This is a genomic window from Imperialibacter sp. EC-SDR9, from assembly GCF_902498805.1.
Classification (GTDB): domain Bacteria; phylum Bacteroidota; class Bacteroidia; order Cytophagales; family Cyclobacteriaceae; genus Imperialibacter.
This window is the reverse complement of sequence record NZ_LR701591.1, coordinates 1-13,232: the sequence shown is the minus strand read 5'-3', so window position 1 is coordinate 13,232 and position 13,232 is coordinate 1. Positions and strand designations below refer to the sequence as shown.

Below are 13,232 nucleotides of genomic sequence, written 5' to 3'. Positions count from 1 at the left end.
TTATAGGAATGACCCTTCCAATGGTCGGCTTTTTTCTCAATGATTTTTTGACTGAAAGAAAATCAGTTCATTAATCGCTTTATTTGACGTGCGTGGTGGTCAAAATGACTGACCATAAACTTGATCGTCTGCTGCATATTGAGCCGCCCAATAATGGGATGCTTGAAAAGCTGCCAGCCAAGCTTGTGTTCGTGGAGGCGATCAATAAGTTGCAGAAAGCCCTCATCGCATCGATCCCAGTCTGCTTTGATTTCTTCCAGCGCCAACTTCTCAGGAAACACATCTAGTCCATTAGGGGCTTTGAACTTTAGGGGAGACCTCAAAGTAATTTCGAGCAACACCAACTTTGCTCCCGAAAGAAAAGATGAGTTTGGAAGCCCATCCGGCGAAAACGACAACTTTTTGTCGATGTAGCGCAGCGTTCCTGCCTCAGATGCCTTCACATGATAAAGAATTTGCAGTATGCTCCATTTGCCTTCCGAAGGTGGCCGATCCAACAAGGCTGCATCTACCGACGTAACTATTTTAAATAGCTGTTCCCTTTTCTCCCGCAACACCTCAAATTGCTTCTTTAGCTTTTCTTTCTTCATAAAAAACTGATGGTCATACGCTACTGAGATCGGGTTAATCCGCTTTTGACACAATTTACGTCTGGAACTCAAAAGACCGCATTCGTACAAGTTTTGAGTAACCGTAAAAAAAAACGGGTCATTTATTCATAATACACTAAATTTGGGCAAATTTTATCTAAATCACCTGCATAGTTATTATCAATAAAAAAATTACCCGGCATTGAAGGCCTTCTATGCATATACTTGATATAGTCGCAATTTTTGTCTGCCTGGCAGGCATCTTTATATACGTAAACACATACTTCATCAAATTGCCCTCTTCCATTGGGCTGATGTTAATGGCGCTTTGCCTGTCCTTTTGCATTTTAGTGGCTGGCTGGCTGTTCCCCGATTTCATCATAGGCACCGAGCGTGTCATGGAAAACTACGACTATTCCGATGTCCTCTATCAGGTAGTGCTCATTTTCATGCTCTTTGCAGGAGCACTCCAAATCGACTTCAAAAAACTTGCTCAGGAGAAATGGCCTGTGTTAATATTAGCCACGGCCAGTATTTTCATTTCCACGGTCATCGTGGGCCTTGGCATTTTCTACATTCTGAAGTTTTCCGGCATCCATCTTGACCTGATTTATTGCCTGGTCTTTGGTGCCCTGATATCGCCCACTGATCCGATCGCTCTCACATCGACCATCAAGAAGTATAACTTATCCAAAAGACTGGCCATTCAAGTCTCCGGCGAGTCACTTTTCAATGATGGCGTGGCTGTGGTGCTGGCCCTTACGTTGCTCGACCTTGCTCATACCGGCGAAGACCACAGAATCAGCTTCTGGGATGTCGGCTTTATATTTTCCCTCGATGTTGGGGGTGGAATCATACTTGGGCTTATCCTTGGTTTTGTTGGCTACCGGCTGCTTAAGTACATCGACAACGATCAATCGGAACTGGAGATCCTGGTTACGCTGGCTCTGGTACTAACAGGAGCACAAATTGCAACAATACTCCACATCTCTGCCAAGCAGGCTGCAGTAGTGGCCGGGCTGATTATAGGAAACGAAGGACGGGGAAACTATATCACCAGCGTCACCAGCGACTACGTGTTTAAGTTTTGGAGTTTGATGGAGGAGTCTCTAAATGCTATGCTTTTTGTGTTGATCGGGCTCGAAATGTTGGTCATTACCATCCGGCTTGACTATTTCGCAGCAGGCTTTTTTGCTTTTACGTTGATTTTGGTAGCCCGGTTTATCAGTGTAGGAATCCCCATAAAGCTCATGTCTGTTTTCAAACAACATCATTTCGAAAAACACTCCGTTACAATCATGACCTGGGGCGGGCTCCGGGGAGGCATACCTATTGCATTGTCGCTGTCGCTCCCAGAGTTTGAGGGAAAAGACATCATTGTCACAATGACTTATACAGTTGTTGTGTTATCTATCCTGTTTCAGGGGCTCACCGTACGCAAACTGCTGGAGTATTCGTTCGGCGTGCGGCTAGAAAAGCCAGTAAATGCCGACCATCACTAAGCAGAGGTCTTTTCCTTTTTTAGAGGTTTTTCGGCTTCGGCGGCAGCTGCCTTATTTGCTTCAGAAAGCAGCTCCTCGTCCTCGTTTTCTGAAAGGTAGTCGTTGATTTTCTTTCTAATGTCCTGAGGTGCCAGGTTGTAGAATACTCTTCCGTTCCTCACGACAGAAAGCTGACCTGTTTCCTCTGAAACCACCAGAATCAACGTGTCTGTCTGCTCCGACATTCCTATTGCCGCCCGATGCCTGAGCCCGAACTGAGCTGGCAAATTGTCTCTTTCGGTTACGGGCAAAATACACCTTGCGGCCACTATCTTCCCTTCGTAAACGATTACAGCGCCATCATGCAGTGGGCTATATTTGTTGAATATAGAGAGAAGCAGCCTTTTGGAGAGTATGGCGTCCATTCTGTCACCGGATTCTGCATAAAACTTGAGCTCGGTGTTCTTAGAAACCACCATTAGAGCGCCGGTATTTGATCCACCCAGGCTCTTCATCCCCTCTACCAAAGGAGTCACGTCAAATTTATTACTAGCAGATGAGCTGCGCCAAAAGACGCCAAACGATTTGAAGAAACTTTCCTTGTCAAATGCGGTGGTACGCCCGATAATCAGCAGAAACTTCCTGATTTCCTGCTGAAACAAGATAATGACTGCCAGCACACCCACTCCCATGAATTGACCAAGAATGATCGACAATAGCTCCATTTCGGCGGCCCTCACCACCAGGTAAACCAGGTAGAGAAACAAGAAGCCTAAAAAAACCCTGATGGCCACACTCCCCCTCATGAGCTTGTACACATGGTACAGGAGCACGCTCACAAAGCCTATGTCGATGACATCAACCCATCCAATTTCTAAAAACCCAATTTTGAACGCTAGTATCAAGTATATACCCTCCTGTATAATTCTATGGCCTCAATAGCCTCTTTTGTATCGTGTACCCTCAGAATATTCGCCCCATTCTCTAACGCAATCATATGCAAAGCTGTTGTGCCATTCAGCGCTTCTTCCGCATTTATTTCAAGTGTTTTATAAATCATCGACTTCCTCGATAACCCCACCATAACGGGAGCACCCAATGCTTTGAGAAACGACATCTTTCCTAGTAACTCAAAGCCGACAGAAGGCCCTTTTGCAAACCCAAAACCAGGGTCGATGATAATGTCCTTCACGCCATTCGAACGTAAATAGTTAAGCTTGCTACTAAAGTAGTCACAAACTTCCTGTAAAACATCCTCATAATCCGACATCTGCTTCATCGTCTGCGGTGTGCCCCTCATATGCATGAGAATGTAAGGAACATTCCGCTCCGCTACTAATGAAAACATTTCAGCGTCCAGTTCTCCTCCCGAAATATCATTAATCATTTGAGTACCTGCATCAAGAGCTGCTTTGGCAACTGACGCTCTGAAGGTATCCACTGATAGAATAGCTTGGGGAAACTGTCGGATGACAGTAGCAACTACATGGCCAACCCGCCGCTGCTCTTCTTCTTCACTAATATGATCAGCATCAGGGCGAGAGGAATAACCGCCTATATCAAGAAAAGTGGCCCCGTCGGTTAAATGCCTTTCGGCGAGAGCCAGGATATCACTGTCAGTCTTTAATCGCCCTCCATCATAAAACGAGTCGGGAGTGAAGTTAACAATGCCCATCACGCATGGATATTCCAGCGATATGATTTGTCCCCGAACTTCGATACTCCTTTTAGCATCAAAGGGTTTATGAATTGAAAGCAATTTCGTTATTTTTAGCGCCCTGTTGAGACAATTAAGATATACTCCTTTGGAAGAAAAAACTGTTGGCGAATATACTCAAGTAATAAAGGCTTGTAAAGAATTATTTGAAAAGAAGACCCGTGATTATGGCACCGCCTGGCGCATTTTGCGGCTTTCTTCCCTCACCGATCAAATATTCATCAAAGCGCAAAGAATCCGCTCTATTCAGGAAAAGGGGACGCAGAAGGTGGAAGATAATATCAGTGGAGAGTTTATTGGTATCATCAACTATTGCATCATTGCTATGATTCAAATGGAGCTGGCTGAAAACCCGGCGCTCGAACTGCCGTATGAAGCGTTGGAACCCCACTATGATAAAATTGCCCGGGAGACAATGGAATTGCTCCTCAATAAAAATCATGACTATGGTGAGGCCTGGCGGGAAATGAGGGTGAGCTCGATGACCGACATTATTTTAATGAAGTTATTGAGAGTAAAACAAATAGAAGACAACAAAGGAAAAACACTGGTGTCAGAAGGCATAAAAGCCAACTATCAGGACATGATCAATTACTCAGTGTTTTGTTTGATAAAACTAAACTATCTCAGCAAATGAAGTGGCTATTACAAATATCAAGATTTTTCGTCGGTGGTCTCTTTATTTTTTCTGGTGCCATCAAAATCAACGACCCTGTAGGCACTGCCATCAAACTTGAGGAGTACTTCGAGGTTTTCGCTTCCGACATTGCCTCATTCTTCGAAATATTCGTTCCGCTTGCTTTACCATTGGCGGTGTTTCTTTGCGTGTTGGAAGTGGTACTGGGAATCGCCGTCCTTCTTAACTACCGGGTAAAAATCACTTATTGGCTGCTGCTTGTCATCATCGTGTTCTTTACATTTCTCACCTTCTACTCAGCTTATTTTGACAAAGTGACTGACTGTGGCTGCTTTGGCGACGCTATCAAACTTACTCCGTGGGAGTCATTCATAAAAGATATCATACTCACCATTTTCATAGCTTTCTTATTCCTCAAAAGAGACCTCGTAGCCAGCGAGTCTGAGGAAAGTCGCACCAAAGATATTATCATTGGAGGCGCAACAGCTCTATCGCTTTTCATTGGCATATACGCCATCCGTCACCTTCCTTTCATCGATTTCAGAGCATACAAAGTAGGCAACAACCTGCCCGAGCTTATGGAGCCGTCAGGCGAACTGAAGTATGAATACGTGATGGAAAAGGATGGCAAAGAGCATCGAATGGAGCAGTACCCCACCGATAAGTCGTACACCTTCAAGGAAATGGTCATCCTTAACCCCGAAGTGCAACCGAAAATCACAGACTATGCAGTGTGGAACGATGATGGCGACTTTACGCAGGAAACATTCACTGGGAATAAGCTATTTGTGATCACCTACAATGTGGAAAAGGTCAATAAAGAACACTTTTCCGAGATCAATACACTTATCAGTCAGCTCAGTGGACAAGTAGACACCTGGGCACTGACAGCCTCAGATCCCACAAGCTTCGAAGCCTTTAGGCACGAAGTGCAACTGGCAGTTCCTTACTACTATTCCGATGCCACGGTTCTAAAAACCATCATCAGGTCTAATCCGGGGCTTCTACTGGTAAAAGATGGAGTGGTGAAAGGTAAGTGGCATTTCAACGATGTGCCAACTGCATATGAAGTCCAAAGTCTTCTTCGCTAAATGTTGGCTGGCGGAAAACCGATTTTCTTAATTGGCCTGCCGGGGTCTGGGAAAACCACTGTCGGAAAACTTTTGAGCACTCAACTCGGCATTTCATTCATCGACCTCGATGACATAATAGTTCAAAGGGAGGGCAGGGCCATCACCGAAGTGTTTGAAAAAGAAGGCGAAGACTATTTCAGAAAAGTGGAGGCTGCTTGCCTTGCCACTCTTATTGAATCAAAGGATATTAAGGTAGTAGCCACCGGCGGGGGCACTCCCTGTTTTTTCGATAATCTCGAAAAAATGAAAAGACATGGAATCACTTGCTATCTGGAAACACCCTGGAATGAACTCGCAGCCAGGGTAGCTCCAGAAGAAAGCACAAGGCCTTTGTTCAAAGGATTGGCAGGGTCTGAAATAGAAAACCAGCTCCAGGAGCGCTTTTCATGGCGACTTCCGTTCTATCAAAAAGCCCAAATCATCATCTCAACCGAGAACAAATTAGCGTCAGACATAGCAAAAGAGCTCTTAGCCCGGCTTTAGAATGTAAAACCAAAGGTAATCAGACCTGAGGTCGTTCTGTTTTTGATGCTAACCTCCGGGCTTACATTGTTAGCCAATATGTATGGTGAGTAATTCTGATTCGAAAAAGTATTGATAATGCCAAGGTCAACGTAGAAGTTACTTAATCTGATACCAGCGCCAGCCGTAACTGACTGTTTGTTCCCGGTAGAAGAATCAGAACTGGCGTAAGGGTTGCCATAAAGCACATAACCGGCTCTCAGCCTGAATATATCCAACCTTGCTTCAGCTCCGACTCGGTAGTTCAGAGTCGACTTATAAAGATTCTCTATCGTTCTATTGTCAGCATTAGCCGAAAAATCGGTTGATCTCAACCTTGCAGTAGAATAGTTTACCAACTCCACATCAGCAGAAACGAAACCCTTCTTTCCCGCAAATACCGACACTCCCGCCGATAGTCGACCTGGTGTAGTCATTTGATAGCTCGACTCGAGAAGGTCTCCATCGGAGGTCAAAACATTCAGAACGGTATCTTCCGGCTCATAATAGAAATTATTGTAGTTGGTAGTGAGAGCGTATGTACTCACTTCGTTCAAATCATAGATTGTCGGGGTAGTATACGAAACCCCAACCCTGACCAAGTCCAGTGGTCGGTAGATGAAACCAAAAGTCGCATTCACACCGGTTCCTGTTATCTCAAGGCTTTCGTCAGCCGAAATGCTGTTGATTGTCGGGTCATCGGCATCGTTAGCGAAATCGTAGAAGCTATTCTCCGTGTAACGTTTAGTATTCTTATACCTCAACCCTACAATACCTAAACCAGCTCCAAAGTAAAGTTTGTCGTCGTAGTTACCACCATAAGAAAAGCTCCACTGGCTTTGGCCACCTACAGTTTTAACCGTTTCGCTCTGACGAGGATATCCCAGCACAAACGAATCATAAGTTCCGTCCTGATCTGCTACAGGGTTGATCAGATAATTGTAGTAAGCAAGGCTTAACAACCCTCTGTTGTCGATGCTGTTTACAGGTATTCCGTTCGATTGCTCAAGAAAATAGTCAATTATCGAGCTATTGTCGTTGTAGCCCTCATATGTGAATTCATTATAAAAATCATTCACCCGCTGATAGTTAATAGCAAACGTTCCTCCTTTGAATTTATCCTGAACAACATCCCCTTTCGAGAAATTAAAGGCCACACCTAGCGTACTCAAATTAAATTTATTGAGGTAGCCGCTATTTTTTTCGTCAGCAAACGTGGCATCCGAAGTATTAAAATTTAATGAGGGTGTAACAGCAAACACAGACCTGTTAAAATACCCAAGACCAGCCGGGTTACTTGCGGCAGTGGTAATGTCTCCCCCAAGCGATGTGTTGGCTCCCCCCAATCCCTGCATCCTGGCCGAACCGGTTGTCGATGAAATACTGCTGAACCTTAGTGCATCAGTATAATAACCAAACGACCCACTTTCAACCTGCGCACTTAGTTTTCCAACAGAGCATACCATTAGCATGCCTACGACGGTAAGCTTAGTCAACTTCTTCATTTTAGTCTGGTATTTATGAATAAAACTTAATTACCACGGCCACTTCTTGATCCCCCCGAAGAGGATCCTGATGACCTGCTTCCTCCGGAGCTGCTTCCGGAAGATCGGCTAGGTGCCGAAAATCCACCGCTGCTACCAGAACTTCTGCTAGGAGCAGAAAAGGTGTTAGACCCACCACTACTTCTGCTGGGAGCCGGAGCAGACCAGCCAGAGTTGCTTCTGCTACCACTACTCGAGCCGCTGCTTCTGTTATAAGAAGGGCTTGAATAAGAGTTATTGCTTCGCCCGCTATTAGAAGGTGCGGAATAGGATGGACTGGAATAGCCACTGCTATTGGATCTTGTTCTGTACGAATTGTTGTTAGGAATTACCTGCCTGTTCATCTGCCCAGATGACGATCTGGAGTTACTAGGCGCCACTCCCCTGAATTCGTTGGTCGAACTATTGTTCGTCCTTCCAGAAGATGCTGGGTTCAAACTTCTTGAGCTATTGGAGTTAGTAGTCGTTCCTGTAGTAGAAGAACCTCTGCTCGTGTTAGCATTTTGAGAAGTCCTGTCAGCTGCCGTATAAGAACTCCTTGATCTTACACCCGACTCATATGTGGTTCTGCCTGAGTTCCTATTGGTCACAGCAGAAGTGTTCCTGTCGCTAGTGCCTACTCCTGAGGTGTAGCCAGCTCTGGATCTTTGAAAATATTCGTTTTGAGTGCCTGAGTAGTCTCTTGAGCTTGTCGAACTTGAAACAGTTCTTCCTCTCGATGCCGTGGAACCGCTTCTGTCAGTCGACCCAGTCACATTTTGCACATTGGCATTTCTGTATCTGCTAGACCCGGCCGTGTTTGCATAACTGCCACCACCAACGGCACTTCTATTCACTCTCCCACCCCTCACTACATTTTTCGCATATACGCCTTTGCCGCCGCCTGAATAGTAGCCATCGTAGAACCCATGATAGTAGCCGTTTCCATATCCGAAGTAACTATAAGGTCTGTTCCAACCCCAGCCACCGTACCTACCCCAGCCGCCACCGTAATAGCCTCCCCATGTATATCCCCATGGGTCATAAAATCCACCAGGGTAGCCAAAACCATACCCCATTCCACCCCAGCCCCAGTTATAGCCTATTGAAAAGCCGATATAGGGGTTCCAGTAAGGACTATTCCATGCGCTGAAGTAATAATTATTGTATGGCATCCAGGAATTCCAATTGTTACCGTAACCACCCGTGTAGATATTAACTGTGCTGGCTCCCGATGTAGTATAGCCATTAGAGTTATAACCATCCACATAGTAGTCTTCGCTGCTATAGTTCTGATTCTCCTGATTGTCGAGCGCAGCCTGCTCATCAAGCTGAGCCTGCACATTTTCCTGCGAAGCACTCTTATACTTAGCTATATACTCAGGATTGACTGTCTTTGCGGAATAAGTTGGGTTGTACGTATTGTTGCTGTACGACTCATAAGTTGCCTGAGACTCAGTCACAGGTTGCCCTTCCTCGTTGGTAGCATATTTGATTTTAACCCTGTCATTTTTCGAAAAGTAGAGATCGTCCACTTCCTTGGATGACTGAGACATTGCCGCAAAAGGCACCAATGCAATCAATGCCCCTAAGCTTAGAGCTGTCTTTAACGCTGCGAACTTCGTGTACCTTTTCATAGCTTTATATTTTTTGACTCCCTATAATTTAATGACAACAAAACAACGTAAAGAGTTTCCCTTCCCGTTTCCTTTCATTCACGTATATTTGCCGTCAATGGTATTTACAATTTAAGCAATATCTGTACCAAAAATTAATTTTTCGATGAGTAAAGGATTACCTAAAAGGAGCGAGGACTATTCACTGTGGTATAACGAACTGGTAAAAAGGGCCGATTTGGCCGAAAATTCACCTGTTCGGGGATGTATGGTAATTAAACCCTATGGCTACGCTATCTGGGAAAAAATGCAGCAGGAGCTTGATCGCATGTTCAAGGAAACGGGCCATTCCAATGCCTACTTCCCACTTTTCATACCAAAATCCTATTTAAGTAAAGAGGCTGCACACGTAGAAGGGTTCGCAAAAGAGTGCGCCGTGGTTACTCATTACCGACTTAAGAACGATGAAAACGGGGGTGGTATTATTGTAGACCCAGAAGCTAAGTTGGAAGAAGAATTAATTGTGAGGCCGACATCCGAAACAGTTATATGGAGCACGTACAAAAATTGGATTCAATCATACAGAGATCTTCCTTTACTCATTAATCAATGGGCTAATGTGGTTCGCTGGGAAATGCGCACAAGGCTATTTCTTCGCACAGCCGAATTTCTCTGGCAAGAAGGCCACACTGCCCATGCCAGCAAAACAGAAGCTGTAGAAGAAACAGTGCGTATGCTCGATGTATATGCAGAGTTTGCGGAAACGTTCATGGCACTGCCCGTAATAAAGGGCGTGAAAACCGAAAACGAAAGATTTGCCGGAGCTGAAGACACCTATTGCATTGAAGCGCTCATGCAAGATGGAAAAGCGCTTCAGGCAGGCACTTCTCATTTTCTTGGGCAGAACTTTGCCAAAGCATTCGATGTCAAGTTTCAGTCGAAGGAAGGTGGCCTTGAGTATGTCTGGGGTACCAGTTGGGGCGTCAGCACCAGGCTAATGGGAGCTCTCATCATGGCTCACTCCGACGACAACGGCTTGGTACTTCCGCCCAATCTTGCTCCGAACAAAGTCGTAGTCGTTCCTATTTATCGCTCGGATGAAGAGAAGGAACAGATCAATGAGGTAACTAAGGAAATGATCAGTAAACTTCGCAAAGCGGGTATTTCCGTAAAATATGACGATCGAGATACGCATAAGCCTGGATGGAAATTTGCTGAGTACGAGCTAAAAGGCGTACCGGTTCGCATCGCTATCGGCCCCAAAGACCTTGAAAACGGAACTGTTGAGGTAGCAAGAAGAGACACCCTGGAGAAGTCGGTCATTCCGTTAAATGAGGAATTTACCACGACGATAAGTCAGCTGCTTGAAGACATGCAGGCTAATATCTATAAGAAGGCACATGACTTCAGAGCCGGCATGATTACGAAAGTAGAATCCTACGAGGAGTTTAAAAGTGTGCTTGACAAAAAGGGTGGATTTGTACTAGCGCACTGGGATGGCACCCCCGAGACCGAAGAAAAAGTGAAGGACGAAACAAAAGCCACTATTAGATGTATTCCTCTTGATGGAGAAGAAGAAGCCGGTAAATGCATGGTAACAGGTAAGCCGTCTAAGCAAAGAGTAATTTTCGCCAGAGCTTACTAAGCGAACATTTCTCAAGGTAAGCTCGAAGTTAATTTCTAAATTTCAGGAACTTAAACAATTATGGCAGAGTGGTTCATTGTTATCGGGCTTTTGGTTTTCGGGCTGGCACTCATAGTCATCGAGGTGGTGTTTATTCCGGGAACCACCATTGTTGGGGTACTTGGATGTATCTTTGGTATTGCTGCTCTCTATCTCAGCTTCGAGTATTTCGGAAACACCATTGGCGCAATTATCTCTATTGTCTCACTGATTGCGGGGATATCAGTGGTAGTTGTTAGCCTAAAGAGTGGCGTTTGGGAAAAATTTTCCCTCAAATCGACCATGGAGGGGAAGGTAAACGGCGAAATTGTAGTAACAGCAAAAGTTGGCGATATTGGCAAAGCCATTTCAACTCTAAAGCCTATAGGCAACGGTCTATTTGATGAGAAAATAATGGAAGTTCGAAGCAGTGGAGACTATATCCCGGCCGATGCCAAAATACAGATTTCGAAAATTGTCGATAGTAAAATATTCGTTGAATCAATCTTAAATTAATCAATAATGGGTAATCTTTCTTTTCTATTTTTAGTCTTCGCCGCCATTATAGGATTCTTCATTTTCCTATACTTCGTGCCTGTGAACCTTTGGATCACAGCAATCTTTTCCGGCGTAAAGGTTGGGCTACTTGAACTTGTTTTTATGCGCATCAGAAAGGTGCCTCCAAGTGTTGTGGTAAACTCATTAATTACAGCCACAAAAGCGGGTATCGCTATTTCGGATGAACACACTGGGGAAAAACGCCAATTGAAAACCTCGGATCTTGAAACGCACTACCTGGCTGGCGGTAATGTGCCCCAGGTAATCAGGGCACTTATTTCAGCTGACAAGGCTAACATCAACTTGTCATTCAAGCAGGCAACTGCTATTGACCTTGCAGGTAGAGATGTGTTTGAGGCAGTTCAAATCTCGGTTAATCCGAAAGTAATCAACACACCTTCTGTAGCTGCGGTAGCTGCAGACGGCATCCAACTGGTAGCGAAAGCCAGAGTTACCGTCCGTGCCAATATTCAGCAACTTGTTGGTGGCGCTGGTGAAGACACCATTCTTGCGAGGGTTGGGGAAGGCATTGTAACATCAATTGGTTCTGCCGCTACACATAAAGCTGTTTTAGAAAACCCAGATAAAATCTCGAAACTGGTATTGGCCCGTGGCCTTGATGCTGGAACAGCTTTCGAAATTCTTTCCATTGACATTGCCGACGTAGACGTTGGAGCTAACATCGGCGCAAAACTCCAAACTGACCAGGCATCAGCCGACTTGAAAGTGGCTGAAGCTAAGGCTGAAGAGAGAAGAGCCATGGCGGTGGCCCTGGAGCAGGAAATGAAAGCAAAAGCTCAGGAAGCCCGGGCCAAGGTTATCGAAGCTGAAGCTGAAGTACCTAAAGCAATGGCAGAAGCCTTCCGTTCAGGTAACATGGGCATCATGGACTACTACAAAATGCAAAATGTAAAGGCTGATACTGAGATGAGAGAATCTATTTCGGGCTCAGGTTCATCAAAGTCTAAGTCTAAGAATAAGGAATAACGCATATTTGATAAGATTACGCCTCAATACTGTTTGTATTGAGGCTTCTTTTTGTCCCCAACTGTAGGCTTGCTTCGCCCTTTCCGCATATTACCTTCCCTAAAAGATTAGGCTGTGCCTTCCAGCGCACTCTGCCTAAGCAGGATTAATAACCTTTCCAGAGAACTAGCCAAAATACGTCAACCAACTAGCTTTCGCTGTGGACTTGCAAGACGCATTGGGGGGAACTCTGGCTTGAAATCTTCAACCCCGTAGCCGAAAACATCTAAATCTGGTACTCAAAACCTCTTTGAGCGATCAAGCACAGTGGTACCAATGTCGCAGCCCGATTTGCCATCACAAACCCTTTCAATACAAAGATCAAAGCCTTTAGAAGTCAGTTTAGGGGCGTGAGAAACGTCAGCTTCTTTCTATACAGACTCCTAAAAATCTATGCTTAGTACAATTGCTCCCCAGATTTTGGATCAAGCAATATTTCCGGGGGTTGTTTTTTTTGCAAGAGTATCTTGTCATTACATAAAGAAGCAAAAGGTCCAAGCGAGACGCATTGAACCAGTTTTGCTTCTTTAATGCTTATCGTTCGCCAAATGGTACAACGTGATTTAAGTGTCTTGCTCCCCAGATTTTCAGCATGATTCTAAATCATTTTAAACACAAAAAAGCCTCTAAGATAGCTCTTAGAGGCTTTGACAACCTTGCGGGTTGTTTGATAAAATCAGGCAACGACCTACTCTCCCACCTTGCACAGCAGTACCATCGGCGCAGACAGGCTTAACTTCTCTGTTCGGAATGGGAAGAGGTGGACCCCGTCGCTATAGTCACCTAA

Annotated in this window: 12 protein-coding genes, 1 rRNA gene and 1 pseudogene; 8 read left to right on the top strand and 6 right to left on the bottom strand. The window is 44.9% G+C overall.

The window, feature by feature from the left end; all coding sequences use genetic code 11:
• Positions 1–62: 62 nt before the first annotated feature.
• A complete protein-coding gene (locus GC130_RS17470) occupies positions 63–590 on the bottom strand; it encodes a DinB family protein (RefSeq protein ID WP_151999631.1) in 528 nt (175 codons plus the stop codon).
• A 215-nt stretch (positions 591–805) separates the two neighbouring features.
• Here GC130_RS17470 and GC130_RS17465 point away from each other — a divergent pair, with 215 nt between their 5' ends.
• Positions 806–2,092 (top strand): sodium:proton antiporter, encoded by a 1,287-nt coding sequence (locus GC130_RS17465; RefSeq protein ID WP_151999630.1) that lies wholly within the window; start codon positions 806–808, stop codon positions 2,090–2,092.
• Here the strand turns inward: GC130_RS17465 and cdaA are convergent.
• Positions 2,089–2,976: a diadenylate cyclase CdaA gene (gene cdaA, locus GC130_RS17460; protein ID WP_151999629.1), complete on the bottom strand. Its 888-nt coding sequence runs from the start codon at positions 2,974–2,976 to the stop codon at positions 2,089–2,091. The genes GC130_RS17465 and cdaA overlap by 4 nt on opposite strands.
• Positions 2,973–3,830: a dihydropteroate synthase gene (gene folP / locus GC130_RS17455; RefSeq protein WP_226940534.1), complete on the bottom strand. Its 858-nt coding sequence runs from the start codon at positions 3,828–3,830 to the stop codon at positions 2,973–2,975. Before folP ends, cdaA begins: the two co-directional genes overlap by 4 nt.
• Positions 3,831–3,876: 46 nt before the next feature.
• Between folP and GC130_RS17450 the strand changes: the two genes are divergently transcribed.
• The 3 genes from GC130_RS17450 to GC130_RS17440 are packed head-to-tail and all read left to right on the top strand — an operon-like array spanning position 3,877 to position 6,041.
• Positions 3,877–4,425 carry a DUF1599 domain-containing protein gene (locus GC130_RS17450; protein WP_151999628.1) on the top strand — a complete coding sequence of 183 codons (549 nt, stop codon included), beginning with the start codon at positions 3,877–3,879 and terminating at the stop codon, positions 4,423–4,425.
• Positions 4,422–5,516, top strand: a complete 1,095-nt coding sequence (locus GC130_RS17445; RefSeq protein ID WP_151999627.1) for a BT_3928 family protein — start codon at positions 4,422–4,424, stop codon at positions 5,514–5,516. The genes GC130_RS17450 and GC130_RS17445 overlap by 4 nt, the downstream gene beginning before the upstream one ends.
• Entirely contained in the window at positions 5,517–6,041 is a 525-nt protein-coding gene (locus GC130_RS17440) for a shikimate kinase (protein WP_151999626.1), read from the top strand.
• Here the strand turns inward: GC130_RS17440 and GC130_RS17435 are convergent.
• Positions 6,038–7,564 (bottom strand): OmpP1/FadL family transporter, encoded by a 1,527-nt coding sequence (locus GC130_RS17435; RefSeq protein WP_151999625.1) that lies wholly within the window; start codon positions 7,562–7,564, stop codon positions 6,038–6,040. The genes GC130_RS17440 and GC130_RS17435 overlap by 4 nt on opposite strands.
• Positions 7,565–7,590: 26 nt before the next feature.
• Positions 7,591–9,219 (bottom strand): hypothetical protein, encoded by a 1,629-nt coding sequence (locus GC130_RS17430; protein ID WP_151999624.1) that lies wholly within the window; start codon positions 9,217–9,219, stop codon positions 7,591–7,593.
• A gap of 145 nt (positions 9,220–9,364) precedes the next feature.
• Between GC130_RS17430 and proS the strand changes: the two genes are divergently transcribed.
• From proS to GC130_RS29090, 4 genes and pseudogenes are all read left to right on the top strand, one after another.
• On the top strand, positions 9,365–10,843 hold the full coding sequence (gene proS, locus GC130_RS17425) for a proline--tRNA ligase (protein ID WP_151999623.1): 1,479 nt from the start codon (positions 9,365–9,367) through the stop codon (positions 10,841–10,843).
• Positions 10,844–10,903: 60 nt separating this feature from the next.
• Entirely contained in the window at positions 10,904–11,377 is a 474-nt protein-coding gene (locus GC130_RS17420; RefSeq protein ID WP_151999622.1) for an NfeD family protein, read from the top strand.
• Positions 11,378–11,383: 6 nt separating this feature from the next.
• Positions 11,384–12,406 carry a flotillin-like protein FloA gene (gene floA, locus GC130_RS17415; protein ID WP_151999621.1) on the top strand — a complete coding sequence of 341 codons (1,023 nt, stop codon included), beginning with the start codon at positions 11,384–11,386 and terminating at the stop codon, positions 12,404–12,406.
• A 347-nt stretch (positions 12,407–12,753) separates the two neighbouring features.
• A pseudogene (locus GC130_RS29090) lies at positions 12,754–12,846 on the top strand (DDE transposase); the annotation flags it as partial.
• A 274-nt stretch (positions 12,847–13,120) separates the two neighbouring features.
• On the opposite strand, the gene rrf reads toward GC130_RS29090, so the two are convergent.
• A 5S ribosomal RNA gene (rrf, locus tag GC130_RS17405) occupies positions 13,121–13,232 on the bottom strand.

Coding starts and splice junctions, on each gene's coding strand:
- GC130_RS17470 (WP_151999631.1), bottom strand. CDS start 590: ATGAAGAAAGAAAAGCTAAAGAAGCAATTTGAGGTGTTGCGGGAGAAA.
- GC130_RS17465 (WP_151999630.1), top strand. CDS start 806: ATGCATATACTTGATATAGTCGCAATTTTTGTCTGCCTGGCAGGCATC.
- GC130_RS17445 (WP_151999627.1), top strand. CDS start 4,422: ATGAAGTGGCTATTACAAATATCAAGATTTTTCGTCGGTGGTCTCTTT.
- GC130_RS17440 (WP_151999626.1), top strand. CDS start 5,517: ATGTTGGCTGGCGGAAAACCGATTTTCTTAATTGGCCTGCCGGGGTCT.
- GC130_RS17435 (WP_151999625.1), bottom strand. CDS start 7,564: ATGAAGAAGTTGACTAAGCTTACCGTCGTAGGCATGCTAATGGTATGC.
- GC130_RS17430 (WP_151999624.1), bottom strand. CDS start 9,219: ATGAAAAGGTACACGAAGTTCGCAGCGTTAAAGACAGCTCTAAGCTTA.
- proS (WP_151999623.1), top strand. CDS start 9,365: ATGAGTAAAGGATTACCTAAAAGGAGCGAGGACTATTCACTGTGGTAT.
- GC130_RS17420 (WP_151999622.1), top strand. CDS start 10,904: ATGGCAGAGTGGTTCATTGTTATCGGGCTTTTGGTTTTCGGGCTGGCA.
- floA (WP_151999621.1), top strand. CDS start 11,384: ATGGGTAATCTTTCTTTTCTATTTTTAGTCTTCGCCGCCATTATAGGA.